This window comes from Nostocoides sp., assembly GCF_037045025.1.
Lineage (GTDB): Bacteria > Actinomycetota > Actinomycetes > Actinomycetales > Dermatophilaceae > Nostocoides_A.
The window spans coordinates 91,146-117,566 of record NZ_JBAOHM010000019.1; the positions used below are offsets into that span (position 1 = coordinate 91,146).

A 26,421-nucleotide genomic window follows, 5' to 3' on the forward strand; every position below is an offset into this window, starting at 1 on the left:
TGGAAGGTAACCTCCCCACCATGGCAGTTTCGCGCGCACTCATTCCAGCTGCCCGCCAGCACCCGAACGGCACCGAGTCGCCCGCGGGCGACGTGCCGGGAGGCCTTTCGCGACGCACCACTCTAACGGGTCTGGCCGGCCTGACCGCCGCCGCGTCGGCGGCGGCGAGCCCGGCGTTGGCCGCGCCGTTCGCCGCCGACGACGCCGGTGCGATTCGCTATGGCGAGCAGTACAAGTCCACGGGCCGACCCCTCGACTCCTTGACCCGGATGCTCGGCGTCTGCTGTGTGACCTCGTCCACGGACGGCGTGTGGGGGCAGCACGACCGCATCAAGTCGGCGCTAAAGACGGTCGGCGCAACCTGGATCCGTTCCGGGATCTTCACCGGCAACAAGAAGCAGGTCGAGTGGCTGCGACAGCTGAACCAGGCAGGCATCAAGCTCAACGCCATCATGGGCGATCCCGAGCAGAAGGCGGGAAACCCCGAGCAACTCGTCGCCCTGATCGCCTCGTCGCTGCGGGGTGGCGTCCAGAGCATGGAGGGCGCCAACGAGTGGAACCTGCGCGGCGGCTCCAACTGGGTTTCCGAGCTTCGCACCCACCAGACCCGGCTGTATCGCGCGGCGAAGTCGACCGCGGCCACTCGCGGCATCCCGGTGGTCATGCCGGCGCTCGGCATGCGCCAGGGGTTCGAGGAGTTCGGCAACCAGTCCAAGATCATGGACTGGGGTAATATCCACCTCTACACCGGTGGTTTCGCACCGGGCTACCGCACCGACGAGATGATCCGCCTGGTCAAGAAGGTGTCCGGCGGCGACCCGCTCATCATTACCGAGACCGGCTGGCACAACGCCAGGCATTCGACAGCGACGCACAACTACACGCCTGAGGCCGTCGCCGGGACTTATGCTCCTCGCCTGCTCCTGGAGTACTTCATCCGGAATGTCAACAAGTTGTCGATCTACGAACTTTTCGATGACCGCAAGGACCCCGGGGAGAAGAACCACGAGGCCCACTTCGGCCTGCTGCGCAACAACGGCACCCCCAAGCCGGCGTTCGAGTCGCTCGCGAACATGAACAAGATCATGAAGCGCCAATACCGGACCGAAGGGGCCGCCGGGGCGGCACTCGACCTGAGGTTCGACAGCGGGCCCCCCGACCTGCGCTCGGCCCTGGTCTCCCGCAAGGACGGTCGGTTCCTGCTGTTCCTGTGGCGCACGGCGGCGATCTATGACCCCAATACCCGCAAGCTCCTCAACCCGAGCAATGCGACGGTCACGGTGGACTGGTCCAGCCCCAAGAATGTCCGGCGCTATGCCCCGGCCGCCTCGGCCAACGCGCTGAGCAGCGAGCGCACCACGCGCTCGGTCCTCAGCCTCAAGGGCGAGCTGCAGATCCTCGAGGTCTCCCCCGGCTGATCACGGCCTGGAGTCCGAGCCCGGCGGCGGCGCGACCGGCACCTGCGGGTCGCGTTGCCGCCGACGAGCAACGAGCACGCCGGCCCCACCGAGGACCAGGACGGTCAAGCCACCGACGAGCGCCCACAGCATCGGCGAGGAGGAATCGGCCGACTGGCTCGCGGGACTCTCGGCGGCTTTCGGCGACGGACCGGTTGACGGCGACGGACCGGCCGATGGTGACGGACCGGCCGATGGTGACGGACCGGCCGATGGTGACGCCGGTGACGCCGGCGCGAAGGTCGGCGCGGAGCCCCCCACTTGAATGATCTTGACCTTGTCCAACCCGGTGACGGTCGTGGTCGCGGTGGCACCGAGGTCCTGCACGTCGCGTCCGTCGACGAGATAGACCGGCTTGTCGCCGCTGCCCAGGCGGACCTCGGCCGACGCCTGTGCCGCCGCTGGGTCGGGCAGCGTCCCGGTCGTCCACAGCGCGACATAGGCCGTGCCGTCGGATTTGCGGAAGGCCAGGTGCTCGACCGTCGGTCCGCCGCGCCCGGTCACCGTGACATCGACCGGGCTGGTGTCCACCCGTCCCTGGGCGCCGTCGTCGGCGAGCATCGTCAACAGCGACTGCAGCGCCTGATAGGCGGGCGTTTCGCTCAAGTCGGTGCGAATGAGCCCGAAGAAGGCCTCCTGGTCGGTCATCGACGGGTCGGGCCGCTCGTTGGCGAGCTGATAGACGTAGGTGCGCATCACGCCGGCCCGGAAATTCTCCAGGAGGGTGCGCAGCAGGTATTGCGCCTTGACGTCTTCGGCGACCGGCTGCTGGTTTTGGGTGCGATTCATCGCCGAGTGATACCCGGTCTCCGAGACGATGATCGGTTTGCCCGGCGCCGTGGCCCGGGACTCGTCGAGCATGTGCAGGTATTCCTCGGGCGGACCGCCATTCGCGTAGTTGTGCAGGTTGACGTAGTCGACACAGTCGCCCATGTCGGTCAGCATCGAGACCCGGTTCTTGCGCGCAACCGACGGGCCGATCACCGGCACATCGGTCCAGGCAGGCGAGGAGTGGACGGCGTCAAAGAGCTTGCACTGGTAGCTGCGCAGGTCCTCCAGCCAGCCCGGCCCGCCCTTGGTGTCCCATTCGTTGGCGGTTTCGATCGACTCGACGATCGGGCGCAGGCCGTTTTGCTCGGCCGAGGCGAGCAGCGGTGCGGGGTCGGGCAGCGAACCGGTCTTGTTGCCCGCCGATCCCACGACCAAGTTGAGCTTGATGCCGTGCTCGGGGAGTTTGTGGAAGGCCGCGACGACTTCGGGGTCGGGGTTTGCCGACCACCCGTCGCGGACATGCCGGATACCCAAACCATCCAGCTTCGCCAGCAACTCATCGACGTGTCCGTAGGTCGTGTTGGCATACCGGAAATGGGTCACGACCCCGATGCTGTCGACGAACGCGGCGGCCGACACCGGCGTCGCTGGGTCCGGCTCGGCCCGGACCGGCCCGGCCTGGGCGGCGAGCATCGGCCCGACGGACAGGCCAAGCCCACACAGTGCCGCCGCGGCGCGGCGGGCTCGGCGCGGAGTGGTCAGCACGGCATACCCCCAGGATGTGTGTGTGGTCGACGCTCGACCGGCGGTCTGATCGCACCCGTTCCTGACGGACGATCGGGGCCCAACACTACTTGAGCTGCTTGGACCCACCTGGACGGAACCTGGGTAACTGCTGGGAAGCATGGATAACTGCTGTGCATCCTGGGTGGGTCGATTCCCGGGGCGCGGACGCGGCGAGGTATATTTGACGGCCGGTCGCCGAACCGTTCCCGGGGCCGCATAATTCTCAGCGCCCGGAGTTGATTGGTGAAGGCCCAGCCTGGTCCAGCGGGCCGGCGCCCGCTCGCCCGGACCGCGTTGTTCACGGCGATGTCCAATCTCGCCATGCCGGTCACTTCCTTGATGTCCGGTCCCATCCTGGCGCACACCCTGGGTCCCGAATTGCGCGGGCAGATGGCCGCCGCGGTCGTTCCGGCGTTCGTGCTCATGTTCGTCGCCAATATCGGCCTGCCCGAGGCGACAACCTATGCCGTTGCCAAGCTGCGCCAGGACCCGCGCGTGGTTTTCTTGCGGGCGGCCATGATCTCGGTGCCGATCGGGATCTGCGCGGCGATCGGCTTTTGGTTTGCCGCTCCGCATATCTTCAGCGCCGAGATGCAGGTCGCCGTGCCACTGGCGCGGACGCTCATCTGGTTGCTGCCGCTGCTGATGATGGTGATCATCCTGCGGTTCGCGGTCAACGGCATGCGGCGCTATCGCGCGGTCAACACCGAGCGAGTGCTGACCCCGACGCTGCGTCTGCTCGCATTCGCGGTGCTCGCGCTCATCGGCAGCTTGACCGTCAAGAGTGCGGCGCTGTCGCAGCTGATCGCAACGGTCGTCGGCGGCTGCTTCCTGTTCTATACGCTCTCGCGTTATCGCCCGAAACCCGAGACGCTGGCACCCACCGAGAAACACCTGACCCGCACGATCTTCGGCTATGGGCTGCGCGGGTGGGGCGGGGTGTTCGGTAACCTGATCAACTGGCGGCTCGACCAACTTGTGCTGGTCACGCTGGTCTCGCCCCTGCAGATGGGCTATTACGTCGTCGCCGTGCATTTCTCCGAGATCCCGTCGACGGCGATCAACGCGGTGCGCAATGTCCTGTTCGCCGAGACTGCGGCCCGCAACACCCCGGAGCTGGTGGCCCGGGCCGCGCGGGTCGTCCTGCTCCTCGTCACGGCCGGGGGCCTGGCGGCGGGACTCGTCGCGCCGTTGGTCATTCGGTGGCTTTTCGGTGCCAGCTTCCTGCCGGCGCTCCCGATGGCCCTGGTGCTGCTCGTCGCGGCCATCCCGTTCTGCCTCGAACAAATCGTCGCTGCCGGATTGCTGGCCCAAAGGCTGCCGGGATTGCGCTCGATCTCCCAGTTGACCGCGGCCGTGATCACGGTCATCGGCCTGGTTGTGTTGTGCCCGATCCTCGGGGCGATGGGGGCGGCCTTGACCAGCCTGATCGCCTACACCGTTAATGCATCGATGGCGGTGTATCAGCTGCGCCGGGCAACCGGGACGCGGGCGCGCGATATCGTCATCCCGCGGCCCGCGGATGCCCGGTGGATTGTCGGGCGGGTGCGCGGCCTGATCGCCGGCCGGCGCGCCAAGGCGGCCCCGGCGCCGGAGCTGGACCAGGGTGACGACCCGACCAATCCGTTGATGCATCCGGCGATGATGCCCGAGGAATACGAGTTCTAGAGCCCGAGGAGCACCGTGAGCGAACACCACACCAGCACCCCGTCGGCCGGCGCCGAGGTCGCCGGTGGCCGGCTACCCAATCTGGTCATCGCCGGGGTGACCAAGGCGGGCACCACGTCACTGTTCCGTTATCTGGCTCAGCACCCCGACATTCAACCGGCCGACGAGAAGGAGGTGCGGCATTTCCTGCCGTTGCGCTATGACGAGCCGATCGGCACGCTGGCGGAGTATGCCGCGCACTTCGCCGGCTGGTCGGGTCAGCAGTACTCGATGGAGGCCTCGCCGGGCTACTTCTATGGGGGCACGCGGATTGCGGCGCCAATGGCCCGAGACCTGCCCGGGGTGAAGGTTGTCCTCCTGCTTCGTGAGCCCGCCGGCCGGGCATTCTCGTTCTTCAACTTCATGCGCAGCCGGGCCACCTTGCCCCAGGACGCCGAATTCGGGCCCTGGCTGGACAAGGCGATGGCGCTGGTCGCTGCGGGCGAGGATCAAGACCGCAGCAATCACCCGTGGTCCGGGGTGGGCACCGGGATGTATGACCGCTGGCTCGCGGACTGGGTCGAGACCTTCGGCGACAATGTGCTCATCCTCTTTTTCGATGATCTTGCCGCGACGCCCAAGCAGACCGTGGCCCGGGTCTGCGAGTGGCTGGGCATCGACCCGGCACCGGCTGCCGACTTCGACTACGGGATCGAAAACCAGACCCGGCAGTTCCGCTTCGCCAAGCTGCAACGCCGGGCCTTGCGGATCAACCGAGCCAATGTCTTGTTCCTGGAGCGCCACCCGCGGATCAAGCGCGTGATTCGCAACACCTACTACGCGATCAACAAGGGCCGCGCTGGCGCCGCGATGTCGCGCGCGGACCGGGAGCGGTTGGAGGACTTCTATCGCCCGACGCGCCGCGCGGTGCTCGAGGCGCTGCGGCCGGCCGAGCGGGACCGGGCGCCGCAGTGGTTGACCCAGCCGTAGCCGCTCTCGCCGCGTGAGTCAGCCGCGGGAGTTCGCTTTCTGGCGCGCCTTCAGCTCGGCGATGCGCGCCCAGTGGTTGCTGCACTGGGTCACGAACGTGCGGGCCTGACCGTATTGCTTGTCAGCGCTCGCCGGCACGTCCGTCAAGGTTTCCTTGGCGCTGGACAGCGACCCCTTGGCGCCGGTGGTCTGGGCAGCCATGGCCGAGATCGCGGTCGCGGCGGACTCCATCCGTTGGGCCGGCACCTGCCCGGGCGAGAGCTTGTCGGCGGCGGCTTTGACTTTGTCGTAGGCTGTCGTCAGGTCGTCGTACTTGCCGGTGAACGCCGACAGGGCGCTGGTCAGCTTGTCGGCGGCGGCGTCGACGTCCGCGAGGTTGCCGCTGATCTGTTCGCGGACCTGCCAGGCGGCGGCGCGCTTGGCGTCGAGGGCACTGCAGTCCCACCGGTTGAGCTTGCGTTGGGCCTGAGCGGCGTCGATGGCGTCACGCAGCGCGCTCAGGGACTTGGACAGGTCGGAGCGCGCCGAGGACAGGGCGGTTCCGGCCTTGCCCAGGGACTCGTCCGCGCTCAGCGCGGCAACGGCCTTTTCCAGCTCGTCGAGGCCGGGGATCTCGGCGACGGCCGCGGTGGTTGTGCTGGACGAGCCTCGAGGGCTCGTGGGTTGTTGCGGCTTGCCGCCGCCGCCGCACGCGCTGAGCACGCCGATGGTCAACGCTGCGGCGAGCGCGGCCGCGGGTTGATACCTGACGGGCATGATTGGCTCCACTTGCCGTGTGTCGGTCCCGGCGCTCCCCCGCGCGGGCCTGGGCGCTTGCTGGCCCGGAGCACCCAGCCTAGCACGCGTGGGATCATAGGCCCCATGCTCACGACCCTCGGTGGACCGCTGCCTCAGCGCGCCCGCTACCCCAAGGCCAAGACCGTCCACAAGGCCCGGAAGCATCCCGCCGTGGAGGCAGCCATGTCAGCGGGGCGGGTGGTGACCCGGGCAGCGGGCATCGTGAGCGCTTCGTTGCGGCCGGCGCCGGACTTCCTGCTCGTGGGGGCCAAACGCGGGGGGACGACGTCCACCTACTTCCACATCCTCTCCCATCCGGATGTGCTGGCGCTCTTCCCGTCGGCGAAGCTGCTGCCCAAGGGGCGCGACACCAAGGGGACGAGCTTCTTCACCTACAACTTCCACAAGGGCTCGATCTGGTATCTCTCGCATTTCCCGAGCCGCACCCAGCGCCTGGTCCACCAGCGGCGAACCGGTCACGCGGGGGTCGCCGGTGAAGCCTCGCCCTACTACCTTTTCCATCCCCTCGCCGCCCAACGAGCGCACGACCTTGTCCCGGACGCCAAGATCCTGATCGCCTTGCGGGACCCGGTTGATCGCACCCACTCGGCGTGGCGGGAGCAAACCCGCAATGGGGTCGAGACGCTGTCGTTCGAGGACGCCCTCGATGCCGAGGAGACCCGCCTGGGCCGGGAGGCGGAGCGGCTGGTCGCCGAGCCTGCTTACATCAGCTTCGCTCACGAGTTCCAGAGCTACGCCACCCAGAGCCGGTATGCCGAATCGCTTGCCCGCTGGTTTGCGCTCTTCCCGCGCGAGCAGATCCACATCTGGGCGAGCGAGGATTACTACCAGGACGCCAATGCGACGGTTGCCGGCATCACCGCCTTCCTCGGGCTGGACCCGAAGCGGCTGCCGGCGAAAGAGCAGCGGCTCAACGCGGCCCCGAAGTCGGATATGGCGCCCGCCACTCGCGAGCGGCTGCGCAGGTATTTCGCCGAGGACGTGGCCGCGACCGAGCGGCTGGTCGGCCGCACCCTTCCCTGGCCCAATTTCGCCTGATCGGCCCCATTCCGGCGGGTGGGCAGCGGCGCTGCGCCGATCGCCGGGCCGTCACTGGGCCAGCCGCTCCAACGCGAGCTGGAGGTCGGCGGCATACGGGCTGGTGAAGGCGACCGGCTTGCCGGTGGCGGGGTGGGCAAACCCGAGCCCGACGGCGTGCAGCCATTGGCGGGTCAGCGACAGCCGCGCGGCCAAGGTGGGGTCGGCGCCATACGTCGGATCGCCGACGAGCGGGTGCCGGACAGCGGCGAAATGGACCCGGATCTGGTGGGTGCGCCCGGTTTCGAGACGAATACTCAGCAGGCTTGCCGACCGGAAGGCCTCCAGGAGTTCGTAATGCGTGACGCTGTGCCGGCCGGAGGCCAGGACGGCGAATTTGTAGTCGTGCCCGGGGTGGCGACCGATCGGGGCGTCGATCGTGCCTTCGACCGGGTCGGGTAGCCCCTGCACGACCGCGTGATAGGTCTTGTCAACCAGGCGGCTGCGAAAGGCGTGTTTGAGGGCGCTGTAGGCGCTCTCGCTCTTGGCCACGACCATCAGTCCGCTTGTCCCAACGTCAAGCCGCGAGACGATTCCTTGTCGCTCGGGTGCACCGGATGTCGCGATGCGGTGGTGGGCGGCCGCCAGGCCCGACAACACGTCCGGCCCATCCCAGCCGACGCTCGGGTGCGCGGCCACACCCGGCGGCTTGTCGACGACGATGATGTCGTTGTCCTCGTAGATCACGCTCAGGCCGGCGACTGGTTGCGGACGGATCGCCGCGGCCGGCGCGGGCTGATCCGGCAGGGTGACCTCGATGAGTTGGCCGGCAGCGACGCGGGTCGACTTCCCGACGGCTTGGCCGGCGATGGTGATCTCGCCGGCGGCGGCGAGGTCGGCGGCGCGGCTGCGGCTCAGGCCGAGCATGCGCGCGACCGCGGCTTCGAGGCGCTCGCCCGCCAAGCCGTCGGGAACGCTGACCAGCCGGGTCTGCCGCATCATGACTCCCCGGGGACCGGGTCTCGCGACCCGTCCAGGCGCCGTCCGGTCAGCACGAGGGCGGCGAAGGCGGCCGCGGCACCGACGATGAGGACGTCGGCGACATTGCCGACGAACATGCCGAAGTAGTCGATGAAATCGACGACATGCCCTCGGCCGACGCCGGGCTCGCGCAGGAAGCGGTCGATGAGATTGCCGACGGCTCCGCCGGCAATCAGTCCGAGGACCCCGGCGTAGGCCCGCGAGGCGAGGCGGGTATGCGCCAGCCACAGGATGCGCACGACGATCAGCACGGCGAGGGCGGTGACGGCATACGTCATGCCGTCGAGCATGGAGAAGGCCGCCCCCGGGTTGCGGATCAACCGCAAGCTGAGAAACTCCCCGATGAGCGGCTTGGCCACCCCGGGTTGGAGCGCGCGTAGCGCCCAGATCTTGCTTCCTTGGTCCAGGACCACGGAGCCCAGGAGCACTCCCCAAAGGAGCAGGGCCGCCGCGCCTGGTCCCGTGGCGCGCGGCGTCGGCAGGGTCAGCGGCGCTCTTCCTTGCTCTTGCATGGCAGGCATAGCGTCGCACGGGGAGCGGCTTCGAGGCGAAGCTTGCCGATCGGCCCGCCGCAGGCTTCGCAGGTGCCATAGCTGCCGTCGTCGAGGCGCTCGATGGCATGCCGGGTTTGGATGAGCAGCTCCCGGGCGTTGTTGGCCAAGCTTAGTTCCTGTTCTCGCTCGAGGGTTTTGCTGCCGGCGTCGGCCTGGTCATCTCCGGCGCCGTCGCCCGAATGCCGCATCAGGACGACGACCTCGTTCTCGGCAATCTCGATCTCCTGAAGCAGGTTCTCGATTTCGGCGGTCAGCGCTTGCCGGATCGCCGCCAGGTCGGCGGGCGTCCAGGGATCGTCCCCGGGTTTGACCGGCGGCAACTTCACCGCCGGCTCCGCGGGCGTCGAACGCTCACGCCGGCGTCCGGAGCCGGCACCGGCCGGCTTGGCCGCGCGCGATCGCGGGGAGGCTCCTCCGGCACCCTCACCGGCCTGGCCGGTGCTCGCGCGGCCTCTGGTCGGCGACATCGCTGTCCCCTTCGGTTGTCGGTTGCTACCCCGTGGTAGCTCGTGAGATGGAGGATAGGGCATCGACACCGGCGCGCCGGCAGGGGCTTAGGGTGCGCTCGCCTCGACCGCGTCCTCGTTCGTTGCCATGTCGGCCGCAGGTGGTTGCCAGCTCAACTGCTCCACGTGCCGCAGCTGCTCCTGGAAGTACTCCCGGATCCGCCCGCGATACTCCTGCTCATAGCCGCGCAGCGTCTCTAGAGTCTGCTCCAATCCGGTCCGCTGGCCCTCAAGGTCGCCGAGTACCTGCTCGCGCTGCTGGTTGGCGGCACCGAGGATCGCGGCAGCTTCGTCGCGGGCCGTGCCGACCATCCCCTCGCTTTGTTCGCTGGCCTCGGCAAGCAGAGCATCGTGCATCTCCTGCGCCCCGGAGATCAGCTCATCGTGGCGAGACTGCGCCTCGGTGATGAGCTGATCGCGGGTGCTTTCCCCCTGGGCGACGTATTCGTCGTGAACTCGCTGGGCCAAGGCGATCAGACCCGATGCATCCGCAGCGCTCGTCGTCATTGCTTCGCCCGAGGCCGCCAGCGGCTGTGGCGCCGTGTCCTGGACCCCCACGGGCGCGGCCGCAGCGTCGGCCTCCTCGATCCGGCGACGGGCTTCGGCCTCGGCTTCCTCGGCGCGAGCCTGGGCCGCGGCGATCCGCTCGCTGGCCTCCTGCTCGGCGTCGGCGATCCTGGCCTCGATCTCGACCAAGCGTTCCTCACCCGCGCTCGGCGCGGGGTGATCGGTGACGTCGGCTGCTCTCGCCTGGTCGGCGGCGCCGCCTTGCTCCTGGGCCTGCGCCAACGCGCGCTCGGCCTCCTTGCGCAAGGCGATCTCCCGCTGCAGTTTGGCGTGCAGGTCCCCGTCGGCGCCCACCCCGTCGCTGGGCCCGACGCCACCTGCGCGGCAGTTGTCCAGCTCTGCGGTCAACGAGCGCAACGAAGCGACGACCTCATCGAGAAAGTCGTCAACCTCGCGCTCGTCATAGCCACGTCGAAACTGCGTGGTGCCGAACGTCTTGTTGAGTACGTCCTCGGGGGTCAGGGGCATGGGGTCTCCTTGATCTGTCCGGCTCCGGCCGGGTCAGCGAGAACTCTAGAGGATGGACAAGAGCAGCGAGATCGCCAGCATCAACACCAGGAAGGACAGGTCGATCGCGACCGCCCCGACACGGACGGGGGGCAGGACCCGCCGCAACGCCGTGATGGGTGGATCGGTTGCGGTATAGACGCCCTCGGCCACGACCAGGACGGGGCCGCGCGGGCGCCATTCCCTGGCGAAGACTTGGATCCAGTCCAACACCAGGCGGGCGATGAGCAGGACGAAGTAGAGGAAGAGCGCGGTCTTGACGACCTCAAGGACAGCTGTCATGACGCAACAATCATCGCCTGCCTTGCTGTGAACGCCCAATCGAGGCGACGGCGCGCGTCGGGCCGCCCACGCGAAGGCGACCTAGCTCTGGTTGAACAGCTCGCGCGGCGCTTCGACCGGGGTCTCGTCGGTGGCCACCTCGACCGAGGAGGGGGAAAGCAGGAAGACCTTCGCCGTCACGCGCTCGATCGCCCCGTGCAGTCCGAAGACCAGCCCTGCGGCGAAGTCCACGAGGCGCTTGGCGTCGGCATCGCTCATGTCGGTGAGGTTCATGATCACCGGGATGCCGTCGCGGAAGTTCTCCCCGATGTTCTTGGCCTCGTTATAGGTGCGCGGATGGATCGTCGTGATCCGGCTGAGTGCGCCCATCGGTTCCTCCCGGACGAGTCGAGTGACATTGGCCCGGCGGGAGATCGGGGTGACCTCGGCCTCGTGCTCCGGCTGCGCCACCTCCGCCGTTGCCGCGGTGTCCGCGTAGGTCTCGGCGTCGGCGTCGTAATAGTCATAACGGTCGTCGCGGTCGTCCTCGGCGAAGCCGAGGTAGACCATCGTCTTCTTCAGCGCCCCAGCCATGAGCAAGTCCCTCCAGTCGGGCACCCGGGATCGGCCGGGCCGTTGGTGTGCGATGCCGACGCAAGCGCGGCCTTCGCCCTAGAAGCTATCCAAACGAGTTGCGAGAACCGAGGATTGCCGACCCGACACGCAGGTGTGTCGCGCCCGCGGCGACGGCTTGCTCGAGATCTGCGCTCATCCCGGCGGAGATCAGCCGGGCCGTCGGCGCCAGTTCGCGCACCCGCTCGGCCACCTCGGCCAGCTCGGCAAAGGCGGCGGCTGGATCGGCGTCGGGCGGCGGGACCGCCATCACGCCACCGAGGCGAAGCGGCGAGGCAAGCACCGTCTCGGCCAGCTCCGGCACGGCGGGCAGCGCCGCTCCGCCACGCGCCGGGTCGCCGTCGAGGCTGACCTGGATGAGGACGACGAGGTCGCGCCCGGCCTCGGCGGCACCGCGCGCGAGCGGGCGGATCAGCTTGACTCGATCGAGGGAGTGGATCATGACGGCATGCCGCGCCGCCTCGGCGGCCTTGTTGGTCTGCAGGCGGCCAATGACGTGCAGGCGCATCCCGGCATAGGCGCCCTCGGCGGCCTTGGCGCTCAGTTCCTGGACCCGGTTCTCCCCGACGTCGCTGACGCCGAGGTCGGCGAGCACACGAATGTCGCTGGACGGATGGGTCTTGGTGACAACGACGAGCGTGAGTTCGGCGCGCTCTCGCCCGCACGCCCGGCACGCCGCGGCGATCCGGGCCTCGGTGGCGGCCAGGCCCGCACTGACTTCGTCTCGACGTCGCTGCAGCGGCTCGGGAAGGTCGAGGCTCATCCGGCCCGCCGCACGATGACTCCGGCGCAGCGGCCGGTGCGCCGCTCACGCCGATACGAGAACAACGAGCCGGTCTCGGCGGTGCACTCGGCAACGGCGTCGGCGCGCACGTCGAGCGCGGCCAGTTGCGCGAGAGCTCCGGCCGCCAGGTCGAGGCCCGGCGTGCCCTGCCGCGTCGTGACGCGCGTGGCCGGCACGACGCGCGCGACATCGGCCTGCATCTGGGCGGGCACTTCGTAGCAGCGTCCGCACACGGATGGTCCCAGCAGCGCGTGGATCTCGCGCGCGCCGAGATCCCGCATGGCAGCGACCGTGGCGGGCAGCACACCGGCGCGCAGGCCAGGACGCCCGGCGTGCGCCGCGGCGATCACCCCCGTCGCGTCATCCCACAACAAGACCGGGATGCAGTCGGCCACCAGGACGACCAGCGCCACCTCGGGTGCGGCAGACACCAGGGCATCGGCGTGCGGAGCCGGGCCGTCTCGGTCGCTGGGGGTCGCCTGGTCGCTGGTGGTCACCTGGGCCACGGCAGTGCCGTGCAGTTGGTGCATGAACGACAGTGCGCTCACGTCCAGCCCCAACGCGGCCGCGAGCCGAGCGCGGTTGGTCGCCACGGCTGCCGGGTCGTCGCCCACATGGTCACCGAGATTGAGTTCGGCGAAGGGCGCGCTGCTCACACCCCCACGCCGGTCGGTGAAGGCACGCGTTAGCCCGGCGTCGGTGATCGTGTGGGCGAACACCTATTTCAGCCAGGCCGGGACATCCAGGTCATCGGGGTCTTCGAAGACAACCTGACGCGGGGGGCGTGGCGGTTGCTCGGCGGGCGTGGCTGGACGCGGCGTCACGGTGCCGGGTGCCGGGGTGGCGGGGGCGGCTGGTGCGGGAGCAGGCCGCGGCGCGGGAGCCGGGGGGGCTGCCGCCGGCGCGGCGGGAGCCGGCGCGGGCCGGGGCTGGGTGGCAGGGGCGGGAGCGGGAGCCGGTGATGCGCCCGCCGGCCGGGGCGTCGCGGCGACGGCCGGACGCTCGTCCGCGCGCCCCTTGGGGGTGCCGCCGTCGAAGCCGGCGGCGATGACCGTGACCCGCACCTCGTCTCCGAGGGCGTCGTCGATGACCGCGCCGAAGATGATGTTGGCATCGGGGTGGGCGGCCTCTTGGACCAAGCGCGCCGACTCGTTGATCTCGAACAAACCGAGATCGCTGCCGCCCTGGATGGACAGCAACACGCCGTGGGCGCCGTCAATGCTCGCTTCCAGAAGCGGCGAGGAGATCGCCGCCTCGGCGGCCTGAACCGCACGTTCCTCACCGCGCGCCGAGCCGATCCCCATCAGCGCCGAGCCCGCGCCCGACATCACCGATTTGACGTCGGCGAAGTCGAGGTTGATCAGTCCCGGCGTGGTGATCAGGTCGGTGATGCCCTGCACACCGGAGAGCAGCACCTGATCGGCGCTGCGGAAGGCGTCGAGCATGCTCACCGAGCGGTCGCTGATCGACAGGAGGCGATCGTTGGGGATGACGATCAGCGTGTCGACCTCTTCGCGCAGCGCCCCGATGCCGGTCTCGGCCTGGTTGGCCCGCCGGCGCCCCTCGAAGGTGAACGGGCGGGTGACGACGCCGATCGTCAACGCGCCGAGGCCCTTAGCGATCTTGGCGACGACCGGCGCGCCCCCGGTGCCGGTGCCGCCGCCCTCCCCCGCGGTGACGAACACCATGTCGGCGCCCTTGAGCACTTCTTCGATCTCTTCGGCATGGTCCTCGGCCGCGCGCCGCCCGACCTCGGGGTCGGCGCCCGCGCCCAGACCACGAGTCAGGTCGCGCCCGACGTCGAGCTTGACGTCGGCGTCGCTCATCAGCAGCGCCTGAGCGTCGGTGTTGATGGCGATGAACTCGACCCCCTTGAGGCCGACCTCGATCATCCGGTTGATCGCGTTCACGCCGCCGCCGCCGATTCCGACGACCTTGATGACGGCCAGGTAGTTCTGCGGTGCAGCCACGGGGATAGGGCCTAACTGTTGAGTTAACATTTAGAGAGTAGATGCTATTCGCTCGACTCAGAACGCTATGTCGCGACCCCGGCCGGATGCAATTCATCCACGGCGTGTCGCCTCATCATTCTGACCGCCCGCATGTCGTGCCGTCACCGCAGGCACAGCGGCACCACCAGTCCCACCCGTTGCTCAGGTGGTCACGGGCGTGTCGGGGGCGCTGACATCAATGGTCTTCGGCTTGTCCCGCAACAGGATCGACACGATGCGCGCCTTGACGTCAACCTGGGACGCGTCCCCCCACGAAATGCGAGTGTCGCCCACGGCGAAGGTCAGCGATTCGGCTGGGGTCACCGCGAGGTCGGTCATGCGCGAGCGGAGCGAGCCAGGCATGGCCGCCACGACATTGAGGGCGATGTGCAGTGCGGGATCGGAGACCGGCCCGGCCCCGGCTGACCGCACGACGGGCAACCCCTCGGGCGCACGCCCGACCGCCTCGAAACGCACGCCTTCAACATCCACAAGGTCAAGTTGACCGTTAGAGTTACCGGCGGCGAGGACGGCGACTCGGGGCACGACGCCCACGATGATCGTGTCCGGAAAGCGCCGGCTGACATGAGCATCGGCTACCCGGACGTCACGCTCCACCGCCGCCTCGACCGGAGCCAGCCGGGTGAGCAGCGCCGGTCGGCCGCGCACCGAATCAGCCGCAGCGCGGGCCGTGTCCTCGACCGGCCCGTTGACCCCGTCTATGCGGATGTGCCGAATCCGAGTCGCCGGCGCTGCCAGAGCGGCCCAGCTCAGCAGCGCCAGCACGGTGAGCGAAGCCACCAGGATCACCAGGCGTTTAGGCGTCAGACGTCGAGGCACGACAGTCACTGGTCACCCTCCTCCAAGGCGGCAAGCAGGTCACGGCCGAGACGGGTCACATCCCCGGCACCGACGGTGAGAATCAGGTCACCCTCGGCCGCCGCCGCGGCCAGCGCGGTCACCGCCTCGTCGGGCGTGTCCACGACGGTCACGGCGCACGGCCCGGCCGGCATCCGCTCGGCGATCAGGTGGGAGTCCACACCCGGGATGGGCGCCTCCCGAGCCCCGTAGACCGGCAGCAGCACGACCTGGTCGGCGCCGGTGAGGGCCTGCGCGAATGCCGCGGCGAAATCACGCGTGCGGCTGAACAGGTGCGGCTGGAAGACCAGGCGCACCCGACCCCGACCGGCCACCGCTCGGGCAGCCGCGACCACGGCGGCCACTTTGGCCGGGTTATGGGCGTAGTCGTCCACGACGGTCACGCCACGAGAGCGACCGGCGACCTGAAAGCGCCGCCGGGTGCCGGAGAAACCGGCCAGGCCGGCCGCTAGCTCGCCCGGATCGGCGTCCAGGCCGAGCCACCCGGCGGCGACGGCGGCCGCGGCATTGTGCACATTGTGGCGGCCGGGCACTCCCAGGCGCAGCTCGATCGTTTCTCCGAATCCACGCAGGACGGCTCGAGAAGCCAGGCCGTTCAGCTCCACCTGCTCGATCCGCAACCGCGCGCCCGGAGCCTCCCCGACGGTGGCCACTCGCCGGCCGGCAGCGGCGGCGTGCGCCGCCAGTCGGGCAGCTCCCGGGTCGTCCGCGGACGCGACGAGCAGGCCACCGGAGGGAATCGACTCGGCAAAGGCGGCATAGCCGGCCTCGACGTGAGCCACGTCGCCATAGAAGTCGAGGTGATCGGGCTGGACATTGGTGACCACGGCGATGTGCGGGCGGTAGCACAGGAACGAACCGTCCGATTCGTCCGCCTCGACGACGAAGGCCGATCCGCTGCCCACCCCCCAACCGGCGCCGGTGTCGAGCAGGACCGAGCCCACGGCATACGAGGGATCGAGGCCCGCGTGGCGCAACGCGCTGACGGTCATCGCCGTGGTCGTCGTCTTGCCGTTGGCGCCGGCGACCGCGACCCGGGTGTGCCCGCCCATCGCGATCGCCAAGGCTTGGGCACGATGCAGCACGCGCAGCCCGCCCGCGCGGGCGAGGTGAAGCTCCGGATTGCTTTCGGGGATCGCGGAGCTGACGACGAGCGTGTCGACGCCGTCCAGGTGGGCGACATCGTGACCGACGCGCACGGCGACCCCGGCGCGCGCCAGGGCGTCGAGGGTCTGCGAAGGCGCCTGGTCGCACCCGTCGACGGGGAGGCCGCTGGCGGCATACAGGTGGGCGATTCCCGACATGCCGGAGCCACCGATCGCGATGAAGTGCGTGTGCCCCAAGGTTTCGAGCCGCGGCAGGGGCGCGGCGAAGTCGAAGCGCGGGTTGCGGACGAGATCAGTCATGGCCCGGCCCACCACGGAAGGCCTCCTGCACCAGATCGGCGAGCAGATCGACCCCTGCACGCTCGCCGACTCCCTCGGCCGCGGTCGCCATGCGCGCCAACCGGGGACGGTCGAGGAGCAGCGGGACGACAACCTCGCGGATCACGTCCGCGGTCAGCTCGGCATTGTCGATGAGCAGCCCACCCTTGGCGGCGATGACATCGGCGGCATTCAACCGCTGCTCGCCGTTGCCGATCGGCAGCGGAACATAGATCGCCGGCAGACCGATCGCGGTGAGCTCGCAGACGGTGTTCGCGCCGGAACGCACGAGCGCGAGGTCGGCGACGGCATACGCCAGCTCCATCCGATCGGCATAGGGGACAACGACATAGCGCCCTCCCCCGCCACCTTGGGGCGCGGGGAATTCCTTGCCGGCCCCGGTGATATGCAGCGCCTGGATTCCGGCGGCGAGCACATCGCCGGCCGCGGCCTGCATGGTCTCGTTGAGTCGGGCCGCCCCCAGGGAGCCGCCGGTGACCAGGAGAGTGGGCCGCTGCGCGTCCAGGCCGTATGCCGCGAGGGCCTGCGCCCGCAGCGCGTCCCGGTCGAAGCCGCTGATCTCGGGGCGCAACGGCATGCCGACCACCCGGGCGTGTGCCAGGCGCGTGCTCGCGAAGGTGACGGCCACATAGGGGGTCAACCGGGCACCGAGGCGATTGGCCAGGCCGGGGCGGGCGTTTTGCTCGTGGATGACGATCGGGATGCGGCGCCGGCGGGCGGCGAGATAGGCGGGCGTGGACACATAACCGCCGAAGCCGACGACCACATCGGCGCCGGTGGCGTCCATGGCGGCGCCGGCCGCGGCCACCGCCGCCCTCAGGTTGCGCGGCAACCGGAGCAGGTCGAGGCTCGGCCGACGCGGCAGCGGCACCTTGGGGATCGTGTGCAGTGGATAGCCACGGGCGGGCACCAGGCGCGCCTCCAGCCCCACGCTCGTGCCGAGGGCGGCCACCGCCAGCTCACCGTCGCGGGCACGCAGCCGGTCGGCAAGGGCGAGCAACGGCGAGACGTGGCCGGCCGACCCCCCTCCGGCCAGGAGCACCGAGGACAGTGCCTTAGCCACGGCCGCGCCTGCGGCGCACGAGCGAGAGCACCGCCTGCGAGCCGCGCACCGAGGCGGGGTTGGCCGAGAGCTGCTCGGCACACCTCGGCTCGGCCCGGGCAAAGGCGAGCAGCAGGCCCGCCCCCACCATCGTGGTGACCAGCGAGGAACCGCCGGAAGAGACGAACGGAAGCGGCACACCGATGATCGGCAAGGTCCCGATCACCGCCCCGATGTTGATGATCGCTTGCACCACGATCCAGGTCATCACGCCGGCCGCTGCGACCCGGACGAAGAAGTCCTCGGAGCGGATGACCAGCCGGTAGGCGGCATAGGCGAAGACCGCGAAGAGAACCAGCACGACCAGGGTGCCGATCAGCCCGATCTCCTCGCCGATGATCGCGAAGATGAAGTCGTTGTGCGGCGCGGAGAGCCATTGCCACTTCTCCTTGCTCGCGCCGAGCCCGATGCCGGTCAGCCCGCCGTCCGCCAGCGCGTAGCGGGCGTGCAGCGGTTGGCGGCAAATGTCGTAGTAGAGCTCCTCGTTCTTGGGCACGCACAGCCCGGGGTGCAGCCAGATGTTGATCCGACCGAGCCGGTTGATGCTGGTCAACGTCGCTGCCGCGAGCAGCGCCAGCCCGCTCACGCCCGCGACAGCGAACCAGCGCAGCGGCATACCGGCGGCAAACAGCATCCCGGCGACGATTGCCGCCAGGACCATCGTGGTGCCGAGGTCGTGACCGAGCATGACGAGGAAGATCAACATCGCCGCCGCGGGGAAGACGAAGGGGACAACCGCCTCTTTGAAGCTGCCCATCAGATGACGCTTGTGCGCGAGGACCCGCGCGCCGAAGAGCACGACCGCGATTTTGCCCAGCTCGGACGGCTGGAGGCTGAAGACCTTGAAGTCGAGCCAGTTGCGGTTTCCGCCCGAGCCGGAGCCGAGCGCGGTGAACACGAGCGCCTGCAGCACGAGGGTGACTACCAGCGCCAGGCCGCCGAGTCGTTTCCAGCGAGCGAGCGGGATCCGCATGGCCGCGACCATGGCGATCGCGCCGAGAACCGCGAAGATCGCCTGGGTGATGAACACGGCATACGGGGAGCCGCCGCTCTCGCGGATGGAGACGATCATCGAGGCGGACAAGACCATCACCAGCCCGATCGCAACCAGGAGAGTGGTCACGCTGAGCAGGAGATAGTAGGTCGCCGTCGGGCTGTCCATCAGCTGCTGCAGGCGGGCACGCACTCCCTGGTCGGCGCCGGCACGCGGCGCCGTCGTGGTCCGGCTCACGGGGCTACTCCGCGCTGTCCCGCAGCGCATGCACCGCACGCGCGAAGGCATCGCCTCGGGCACCGTAGTTGGCGAACATGTCCATGGACGCGCCGGCGGGGGCCAGCAGCACGACGTCTCCGGGACGGGCCAGGCTGGCGGCGGCGCTGACGACTCGATCCATCGCACCAGTGTCGGTGTCGGACACCTCGACGACCGGGACCTCGGGCGCGTGTCGGGCCAGCGATTGCGCGATCAGCCGGCGATCGGCGCCGAGCAGCACCACGCCACGCAACCGGCCGCCGATGTCAGCGACGAGCGGATCGATGTCAGCTCCCTTGAGCAGGCCGCCCGCAATCCATACGACCGGGTCGAACGCCTGCAACGATGCCTGCGCCGCATGGGGATTGGTGGCCTTGGAGTCATCGACATAACGCACCTCACCGACCTCGGCGACCGCGGCCATCCGGTGCGGCTCGGGGACAAAGGCGCGCAGCCCGTCCCGGACGGCGACCGGGGGCACGCCGTAGGTGCGGGCCAGGGCGGCCGCCGCGAGCGCATTGGCAACCACGTGCGGCGCCGGCGGGAGTCCCCCGCGGGCCAGATCGGCGAGCGTCCCCAGCTCGGCCGCCATCGTCTGCCGCTCGGCGACGAACGCGCGATCGGCGAGGACGTCATCGACGACCCCGAGCATCGACACGCCCGGGACGCCGGTCGTGAACCCGATCGCGCGCGCCCCCTCAACGACCTCGGCCTGCTCGACCATGCGGCGGGTCTCGTCGTCGGCGACGTTGTAGACACACGCCCGCTGGGTGCGCTCGTATACCCGGGCCTTGGCCTGCCAGTAGGCCTCGGCGCTGCCGTGCCAATCGAGGTGGTCCGGGGCGATGTTGAGGCAGGCCGACGCGAGCGGTGAGATCGAGTGCGTCCAGTGCAACTGGAAGCTGGACAGCTCGACCGCGACCACGTCATACGGCTCGGGGTCGACGACGACGTCGAGGATCGGCGTGCCGACGTTGCCGGCGCTGGTTGCCCGCAGCCCCGCGGCGCGCAGGATCGAGGCGAGCATCTGCACCGTCGTCGTCTTGCCGTTGGTGCCGGTGATCGTCAGCCAGGGAGCGGCGCCCTCGGCCGGCCGCATCCGCCAGGCGAGCTCGACCTCCCCCCACACCGGTATGCCGTCGCGAGCCGCCGCGGCCAGCATCGGCTGATCGGGCCGCCAGCCGGGTGAGGTGACGACCAGGTCGAATTCGCGGCCGGCGGGGAGCGCCGCGGCGGCATCCGGGCCGGTGCGCACCTCCACATCGAGCAGGCTCAACAGCGTGGCGCGCTGCTCGGCGGCGCTGCCGGGCTGCAGCGTCTGCCCGTCAACCACCAGCAGGCGAGCCCCCCGGTCGGCGAGGGTGTCGGCGGCGGCGAAGCCGCTCACCCCGACGCCCGCCACGAGCACGCGCAACCCGGCCCAGTCCGCATCGCGGTGGGTCAGGTCGGCCAGGTTCCGCCTCATCCGGAGCCCACCACCCATTCGGCATAGAAGACGCCGAGCCCGAGCGCGGCGAACAGCCCGGCGATGATCCAAAAGCGAATGACGATCGTGACCTCCTGCCAGCCGAGCAGCTCGAAATGGTGCTGCAGCGGCGCCATCCGGAAGACCCGCTTGCCGGTCGATTTGAACGAGGCCACCTGGATGACGACCGACAAGGTGATCGTGACGAACAGCCCACCGAGGATCACCATGAGCAGCTCGGTCCGGGTCGTGATGGACAGGCCGGCGAGAGCGCCGCCGAGGGCCAGCGAGCCGGTGTCGCCCATGAAGATCTTGGCCGGCGCGGCATTCCACCACAAGAACCCGAAGCAGGCGCCCATGGCGCCGGCCGCGACGACGGCCAGATCGCGGGAATCGCGCACCTCATAGCATTTCGGTCCCGGGGTGATCTGGCAGTTCTGGTTGGTCTGCCAAATCCCGATCAGCACGTATGCCGCGAACACCATCGTCGAGACGCCGGTCGCCAAGCCATCCAGCCCGTCGGTGAGATTCACACCATTGGACCAGCTCGAGATCATCAGGTTGGCCCAGACGACGAATAGGGCCATCCCGAGGAGCGGACCGGCGAACGCCAGGTCGAGCGCGGTGTCCCGGACGAAGGAGATCGAGGTCGACGCGGGCGTGCGATGGCCGTCGCTGGGGAAGTTCAGCGCGAGGACGGCGAAGATGATCGCGACCAGCGCCTGGCCCGCCAGCTTCTGCTTCGAGCGCAGCCCGAGGCTGCGCTGACGGGAGATCTTGATGTAGTCGTCGAGGAAGCCGACCAGGCCGAGGCCGGCCATGAGGAAGAGCACCAGCAGGCCGCTGACCGTGGGAGTGGTGAGCGTCGCGAGGTGCGCGACGGCATACGCGGTCAAGGTGGCGGCGATGATCACCGTGCCACCCATCGTCGGGGTGCCGCGCTTGGTGTGGTGCGAGGTGGGGCCGTCGTCGCGGATGAACTGCCCGTAGCCGAGGCGCACGAGGTATTTGATGTAGGCGGGCGTGCCGAGGAGGCCGATGACCAACCCGACGACGGCCGCGATGAGGACCGACTTCATCCGCGCGCCCCTGGCTGCACCAGCCGGTCGCCGAGGAACCGCAGGCCGGCCCCGTTGCTGGATTTGATCAGCACGATGTCGCCCGGCCGCAGCTGTGCGCGCAGGCGGGCATCGGCCTCGTCAATGCTCTCGACCCGCTCGATCGCCAGTTCTCCCGGTCCGTATGCCGCTTGCGCTCCGTCGGCGATGCCCGCCGCCTCGTCGCCAACCACCATAAGATGCGCCACGCCGTGTCCGCGCACGGCCGCGCCGACGGCCCGGTGCGCGGCGGCGCTCTCGTCGCCGAGTTCGAACATGGGGCCGAGGACCGCCCAGGTCCGGCGTTGTCCGGCCATCGCCGCGAGCGCATCCAGGGCAGCGGCCATGGACTCGGGATTGGCGTTGTAGGCGTCGTTGACGATCGTCACCCCGTCCTCCCGGGTGGCGACCTCCATGCGATAGCGACTGACCGGGCCGGCGCTCGCGAGCGCTGCGGCGATCGACTCGGTCGGCACACCGAGTTCGTGGGCGGCCGCGATGACGGCGAGTGCATTGGCCACCTGGTGGCGTCCGGCGACGGCCAAGCCGATGGTGGCCTTGCCCGCCAGTCCGGTCAGGGTGAACAGGGCACGGCCGTGTGGATCGAGGCGGATTCCGGTGGCGCGCACATCCGAATCGGGGCTCTCCCCGGTCAACAGCACGCGCGCTGACGTCCGATCGGACATGGCGCGCACCAAGGCGTCGTCGGCGTTGAGGACGGCGACCCCGTCGGCCGGCAATGCCTCGACCAGCTCGGCCTTGGCGGCGGCAATCGTCTCGCGTGAGCCGAACTCGCCGACGTGGGCGGAGCCGATGTTCAACACCATGCCGATCGTCGGCGGCGCGATCGTCGTCAGATACCGGACGTGCCCCAAACCACGGGCACCCATCTCGACGACGAGGAAGCGGGTGGTCGGCGAGATCCGGGCGACGGTGAGCGGGACCCCGACCTCGGAATTGAGCGAGCCGACATTGGCGACAGTCTCTCCGGCGGGGGCGAGGACCTGGGCGAGCAAGTCCTTGGTGGAGGTCTTTCCGGAAGAGCCGGTGATGCCGATGACGTTCAGGCGAGGAACGCGCTCGATGAGCGCCCGCGCCAGCGCAGCGAAGGCCGCCTGCCCGTCGGGCACGACAATGCCCGGCAGCTCCGGGCACTCCCGGGTCGTCAGCGCTGCCACCGCTCCGCGATCGCGGGCGGAGGCAACGAAGTCATGTCCGTCCCGGGCCGCTCCGATGCGGGCGATGTAAAGACCGCCCGGTCCCGCTTCGCGTGAGTCGGTGACCACGGGTCCGTCGACGATGAGGCGAGCGGCGCCACCGGGGTCGATCCCGGCCAGGCGTCCGTTGGTGAGATCGGCGATCTCGCCGAGAGTGAGCGCAATCATGGCGGCAAGGTGATCTTGCCAGGGCCGCCGGGCCTGCCGCGGTCGCCAGCGTGACGGGCAGCGCTCATGTCAGGGCCGCTTCGAGCTCGTCCCGGTCATCGAAGGGGTGCACGACGCCGTCGACCTCTTGCCCACGCTCGTGGCCCTTGCCGACCACGGCAACGACGACGCCCGGGCCCCGGGCCCGCCCGGCCGCCACAGCGGCCCGGATCGCCTCGCGCCGGTCGGCGATCTCGACGATTTCGGCGTCGGTGCCTGCCGCCTCGGCGCCCTCGCGGACGGCCCGGCGAATCAGCTCGGGGTCCTCGGAGCGGGGGTTGTCGTCGGTGACGATGACAACGTCGGCACCCTCGGCCGCCGCCGACCCCATCGCCGCGCGCTTGCCCCGGTCGCGGTCACCGCCCGCGCCGAGGACGACGATCAAACCGGCCGGGGCGTGGGGACGGAGCGCAGCCAAAGCAGTCTGCACGGCGTCGGGAGTGTGGGCATAGTCGACGATGCCCAGCGGCGCATCCGGATCGCCCGCGCGGACGCGCTCCATCCGGCCCGGGACGTGCGGATCGGCGAGCACCGCGCGGGTGATCTGCTCCGCGTCGTAGCCCAGCTGGTGCAGCACGACCGCCGCCAGGGCGGTGTTGGCCTGGTTGAAGGCGCCTGGCAGCGCAGATGTCAAGGTAACGTTGAGGTTTAATCCACGGATCGTGACGCTGTCGTCGAGGTTGAATGTTAGCCGATAGTCGGCGTCGCCGTCCGTGGCGAGCGTGACGACGGGGATTGTGGCCTCCCGGGCCAGCCGCGCACCCCATGGATCGCCGATGTGGATTACACCGCGGCGGGCCCGTTCGGGCGTGAAGAGCGCGGCCTTGGCCGCGTAGTAGTCCGCCATGGTGCCGTGGAGGTCGAGGTGGTCCTGCGACAAATTGGTGAACGCGGCGACGTCGTAGCGCACCCCGTCGACTCGGTGCAGCGCCAGTGCGTGGCTGGAGACCTCCATCACACAGATGTCGACCCCGACTTCACGCATCGTCGCCAACAGCGCGTGCAGGTCGGGCGACTCCGGGGTCGTGCGCACGCTCGGCAGGCGCCGCTCGCCGACGCGGATCTCGACGGTGCCGATCAATCCGGCCGTTAGCCCCAGCGCGCGGGCGGCACTGTCGAGCAGATAGGCGGTCGTCGTCTTGCCATTGGTCCCGGTGATTCCGACCAGCGTCGGAACCGATCCGCTCGTGCCATAAACCTCGGCCGCGAGCGCCCCGAGAACGGCGCGCGGCTCGGACACGACCAGCGCCGCGACGGTATCGGGGAGGTCGCCGAGTAGCTCCAGCCCGGCGGGATCGGTCAGCACGGCAATGGCGCCCTGGGCGAGCGCCTGGGCGGCGAAGCGGGCGCCGTGCGTGTGCGCGCCCGGGAGCGCGGCATACAGATCGCCCGGGCGCACGGTGCGCGAATCGAGGCTGACCCCGGTCACCGACGCGGCAGCGTGCCCGAGCGGGGTGACGCCAAGGAGCCGCGCCAACCGAGCGATGGGCACCGGGCTGCACTCGGCCGGCCGCGGCAGCGGAGCGGTCACCGGCTCACCCCGGGCCGGCGCCGATCGCTCGGCGATCGGCGAGCACGGCCGGATCGTTGATATTGGGTGGCGTATCCAGCTTCAGCTTGAGGGCGGGCGGCCGGCTGCCGGTGGGTGAGGGCGGGATCTGCAGCGACTGCAGCGCATAGGTCATGACGTCGCGGAAGACGGGGCCGGCCACATACCCACCGTAGTAGCCGTTCTTGGGGTCTTGGATGATCACCGACACGACCAGGCGTGGGTCATCCGCGGGAGCGAAGCCAATGAACGAGGAGGTGTAGCCGGAGTATTTCCCGAGCTCTTTGTTATAGCGCGAGGCAGTTCCGGTCTTACCCGCGACGCGGTAGCCGTCGATTTGAGCTTCCGGCGCCGTGCCGTCCTTGCTCACGACACCTTCGAGCATGGCGGTCAACTCGGTCGCCGCCTGCGGGGAGATCACCCGAACGCCGTCGGCCCGCGGCGTCGGGACGAACTCGCCGTCCTCGTCGGCCACAGCGTCGATCAGCGTCGGCGGCATCCGCAACCCGCCATTGGCGATCGTCTGATAGACCATCGCCGCCTGGATCGCGGTGATCGAGACACCCTGGCCATACATGACGGTGTAACGCTGCGAACCGTTCCACTTGCTCGACGGATAGAACAGGCCCGGTGACTCACCAGGGAACTTGGCGCCAGACAACGCGCCGATCCCGAACTTGCGGAAGTAGCTCTCGATCGTCGCTGCGGAGAGTTGCTCGCCGGCAAGGATGATCCCGGTGTTGCTCGACTGGGCCAGGGCCCCGGCGAAGGTCAGATATTCGGTGTCGTGCTTGTGGGCATCCGTGAACGGCTTGTCCGAGCGATGCATCGAATAGGGAACGATCATCGAGGTGGTGGGGGTGACCTTGCCCTCTTCCAGGGCCGCCGCCGCGGTCATCACCTTGGCGGTCGATCCGGGCTCGAAGACCTCGGTGAAGGCCAGGTTGGTCAGTGACCCGGACGTCACGCTGATGTGGTTGGGATCGAAGGTCGGATACGACGCCAGCGCGAGCAGGTTGCCCGTGCGGACGTCCTGCACGACGACCGTGCCTGACCGGGCCTGTGTCTCGCGAACCTTGCGAGCCAACGCATTTTGCGCCCACCACTGCAGATCGTTGCGGATCGTGAGCCGGACGTCGTGGCCCCGCCTGGCCGAGCTGTCGCTCACCTTGCCATTGGGCAGCCGCACTCCGTCCTGGCCGACCTCGTAGGACAGCTGACCCATCTGGCCGCGCAACTGCTTGTCGAGGACGCTCTCGATCCCGCCCTTGCCGCTCTGGCCTTCGTCGACGAACCCGACGAGGCTGGCGGCGGTCGTCGACTGGGGGTAGCGGCGGATCGAGGTGCGTTCGCTGGTGATTCCGGGAATGCCCAGGTCCGCGATCTTGTGCCAGGTTAGGGGTGAGATGTTCTTGGCGAGGATGTAGTACTTGCGCGTCCCGGTGAGTTTGCTGGCCAAGCTCGCCTGGTCGATCCCGAGCAGGGGCGAGAGGTCCGCGGCGGCTCCCGTGACGCCGACCGTGGTCAGCTTCGTGCCGATCCGCTTCTCGTATTCGGTGACCGCCTGCTGGTTGACGATCACGGTGCGTCGCTCGATGCTCGTGGCGAGAACGGCGCCGGTCGCGTCGGTGATGGTGCCGCGCATGGCGGGCTCGGTCTCCTTGACCGTGCGGATGGCCAGGCCGGCATTGGAGGGGGCGCCGGCGTCGAGCGCCTGGACCCGGATCAGTTGGGCGGCGAACAGGCTGAACACCACCAGGAAGCCGACGAAAAGCGCGCGCGAGCGGGTGCGCGGGTTTGCGCCGGGCACAGCGATCACCAGCCCACGCCCGCGCGGCGGGCCAGGAGGACGCCCGCCGGGAGACGCCTGGCCGGCCGGGGCACTCGGGCCCGAAGGA

Annotated in this window: 24 protein-coding genes; 4 read left to right on the forward strand and 20 right to left on the reverse strand. The window is 69.5% G+C overall.

Annotation, left to right across the window (positions count from 1 at the left end):
* The first annotated feature begins 20 nt into the window (after window positions 1-20).
* Window positions 21-1,418, forward strand: coding sequence for a glycoside hydrolase 5 family protein (locus tag V9G19_RS27480; RefSeq protein WP_462288560.1), 1,398 nt, complete (start codon window positions 21-23; stop codon window positions 1,416-1,418).
* On the opposite strand, the gene V9G19_RS27485 is transcribed toward V9G19_RS27480, so the two are convergent.
* On the reverse strand, window positions 1,419-2,993 hold the full coding sequence (locus V9G19_RS27485) for a hypothetical protein (RefSeq protein WP_462288561.1): 1,575 nt from the start codon (window positions 2,991-2,993) through the stop codon (window positions 1,419-1,421).
* 264 nt (window positions 2,994-3,257) lie between these two features.
* Between V9G19_RS27485 and V9G19_RS27490 the strand changes: the two genes are divergently transcribed.
* Together V9G19_RS27490 and V9G19_RS27495 are read left to right on the forward strand one after the other, a co-directional pair.
* Window positions 3,258-4,682, forward strand: coding sequence for a lipopolysaccharide biosynthesis protein (locus V9G19_RS27490; protein WP_462288562.1), 1,425 nt, complete (start codon window positions 3,258-3,260; stop codon window positions 4,680-4,682).
* A gap of 15 nt (window positions 4,683-4,697) precedes the next feature.
* Window positions 4,698-5,651 carry a sulfotransferase family protein gene (locus tag V9G19_RS27495; RefSeq protein ID WP_462288563.1) on the forward strand — a complete coding sequence of 318 codons (954 nt, stop codon included), beginning with the start codon at window positions 4,698-4,700 and terminating at the stop codon, window positions 5,649-5,651.
* 18 nt (window positions 5,652-5,669) lie between these two features.
* On the opposite strand, the gene V9G19_RS27500 is transcribed toward V9G19_RS27495, so the two are convergent.
* On the reverse strand, window positions 5,670-6,407 hold the full coding sequence (locus V9G19_RS27500; protein ID WP_462288564.1) for a hypothetical protein: 738 nt from the start codon (window positions 6,405-6,407) through the stop codon (window positions 5,670-5,672).
* A gap of 105 nt (window positions 6,408-6,512) precedes the next feature.
* Here V9G19_RS27500 and V9G19_RS27505 point away from each other — a divergent pair, with 105 nt between their 5' ends.
* Window positions 6,513-7,487 (forward strand): sulfotransferase domain-containing protein, encoded by a 975-nt coding sequence (locus tag V9G19_RS27505; protein WP_462288565.1) that lies wholly within the window; start codon window positions 6,513-6,515, stop codon window positions 7,485-7,487.
* Window positions 7,488-7,538: 51 nt separating this feature from the next.
* Here V9G19_RS27505 and V9G19_RS27510 read toward each other — a convergent pair whose 3' ends face one another.
* From V9G19_RS27510 to V9G19_RS27595, 18 genes are all read right to left on the reverse strand, one after another.
* A complete protein-coding gene (locus V9G19_RS27510) occupies window positions 7,539-8,465 on the reverse strand; it encodes an RluA family pseudouridine synthase (protein ID WP_462288717.1) in 927 nt (308 codons plus the stop codon).
* Entirely contained in the window at window positions 8,465-9,028 is a 564-nt protein-coding gene (gene lspA, locus V9G19_RS27515) for a signal peptidase II (RefSeq protein ID WP_462288566.1), read from the reverse strand. Before lspA ends, V9G19_RS27510 begins: the two co-directional genes overlap by 1 nt.
* Window positions 8,992-9,528 carry a TraR/DksA family transcriptional regulator gene (locus tag V9G19_RS27520; RefSeq protein ID WP_462288567.1) on the reverse strand — a complete coding sequence of 179 codons (537 nt, stop codon included), beginning with the start codon at window positions 9,526-9,528 and terminating at the stop codon, window positions 8,992-8,994. Before V9G19_RS27520 ends, lspA begins: the two co-directional genes overlap by 37 nt.
* A gap of 87 nt (window positions 9,529-9,615) precedes the next feature.
* Window positions 9,616-10,602, reverse strand: a complete 987-nt coding sequence (locus tag V9G19_RS27525) for a DivIVA domain-containing protein (protein WP_462288568.1) — start codon at window positions 10,600-10,602, stop codon at window positions 9,616-9,618.
* A 45-nt stretch (window positions 10,603-10,647) separates the two neighbouring features.
* Window positions 10,648-10,923 (reverse strand): YggT family protein, encoded by a 276-nt coding sequence (locus V9G19_RS27530; protein ID WP_462288569.1) that lies wholly within the window; start codon window positions 10,921-10,923, stop codon window positions 10,648-10,650.
* 81 nt (window positions 10,924-11,004) lie between these two features.
* Window positions 11,005-11,496, reverse strand: a complete 492-nt coding sequence (locus V9G19_RS27535) for a cell division protein SepF (RefSeq protein WP_462288570.1) — start codon at window positions 11,494-11,496, stop codon at window positions 11,005-11,007.
* A gap of 85 nt (window positions 11,497-11,581) precedes the next feature.
* Window positions 11,582-12,298, reverse strand: coding sequence for a YggS family pyridoxal phosphate-dependent enzyme (locus V9G19_RS27540; RefSeq protein ID WP_462288571.1), 717 nt, complete (start codon window positions 12,296-12,298; stop codon window positions 11,582-11,584).
* A complete protein-coding gene (gene pgeF / locus V9G19_RS27545) occupies window positions 12,295-13,038 on the reverse strand; it encodes a peptidoglycan editing factor PgeF (RefSeq protein WP_462288572.1) in 744 nt (247 codons plus the stop codon). The genes V9G19_RS27540 and pgeF overlap by 4 nt, the downstream gene beginning before the upstream one ends.
* Window positions 13,039-14,289 carry a cell division protein FtsZ gene (ftsZ, locus tag V9G19_RS27550; RefSeq protein WP_462288573.1) on the reverse strand — a complete coding sequence of 417 codons (1,251 nt, stop codon included), beginning with the start codon at window positions 14,287-14,289 and terminating at the stop codon, window positions 13,039-13,041.
* Between the two features lie 183 nt (window positions 14,290-14,472).
* Entirely contained in the window at window positions 14,473-15,096 is a 624-nt protein-coding gene (locus V9G19_RS27555; protein WP_462288574.1) for a cell division protein FtsQ/DivIB, read from the reverse strand.
* A 59-nt stretch (window positions 15,097-15,155) separates the two neighbouring features.
* Complete coding sequence (gene murC, locus V9G19_RS27560) at window positions 15,156-16,595, reverse strand: UDP-N-acetylmuramate--L-alanine ligase (RefSeq protein WP_462288575.1); 1,440 nt, start codon at window positions 16,593-16,595, stop codon at window positions 15,156-15,158.
* Entirely contained in the window at window positions 16,588-17,697 is a 1,110-nt protein-coding gene (locus V9G19_RS27565) for a UDP-N-acetylglucosamine--N-acetylmuramyl-(pentapeptide) pyrophosphoryl-undecaprenol N-acetylglucosamine transferase (protein ID WP_462288576.1), read from the reverse strand. The genes murC and V9G19_RS27565 overlap by 8 nt, the downstream gene beginning before the upstream one ends.
* Window positions 17,690-18,967: a putative lipid II flippase FtsW gene (gene ftsW / locus V9G19_RS27570; RefSeq protein ID WP_462288577.1), complete on the reverse strand. Its 1,278-nt coding sequence runs from the start codon at window positions 18,965-18,967 to the stop codon at window positions 17,690-17,692. The genes V9G19_RS27565 and ftsW overlap by 8 nt, the downstream gene beginning before the upstream one ends.
* A gap of 4 nt (window positions 18,968-18,971) precedes the next feature.
* A complete protein-coding gene (gene murD, locus V9G19_RS27575) occupies window positions 18,972-20,453 on the reverse strand; it encodes a UDP-N-acetylmuramoyl-L-alanine--D-glutamate ligase (protein ID WP_462288578.1) in 1,482 nt (493 codons plus the stop codon).
* The gene (gene mraY / locus V9G19_RS27580) at window positions 20,450-21,532 is read right to left on the reverse strand and encodes a phospho-N-acetylmuramoyl-pentapeptide-transferase (RefSeq protein ID WP_462288579.1); all 1,083 of its coding nucleotides are present in this window, start codon (window positions 21,530-21,532) and stop codon (window positions 20,450-20,452) included. The genes murD and mraY overlap by 4 nt, the downstream gene beginning before the upstream one ends.
* Window positions 21,529-22,935: a UDP-N-acetylmuramoyl-tripeptide--D-alanyl-D-alanine ligase gene (locus tag V9G19_RS27585; protein ID WP_462288580.1), complete on the reverse strand. Its 1,407-nt coding sequence runs from the start codon at window positions 22,933-22,935 to the stop codon at window positions 21,529-21,531. The genes mraY and V9G19_RS27585 overlap by 4 nt, the downstream gene beginning before the upstream one ends.
* Window positions 22,936-22,999: 64 nt before the next feature.
* The gene (locus V9G19_RS27590) at window positions 23,000-24,505 is read right to left on the reverse strand and encodes a UDP-N-acetylmuramoyl-L-alanyl-D-glutamate--2,6-diaminopimelate ligase (RefSeq protein ID WP_462288581.1); all 1,506 of its coding nucleotides are present in this window, start codon (window positions 24,503-24,505) and stop codon (window positions 23,000-23,002) included.
* A gap of 4 nt (window positions 24,506-24,509) precedes the next feature.
* On the reverse strand, window positions 24,510-26,342 hold the full coding sequence (locus V9G19_RS27595) for a peptidoglycan D,D-transpeptidase FtsI family protein (RefSeq protein ID WP_462288582.1): 1,833 nt from the start codon (window positions 26,340-26,342) through the stop codon (window positions 24,510-24,512).
* Window positions 26,343-26,421 lie beyond the last annotated feature (79 nt).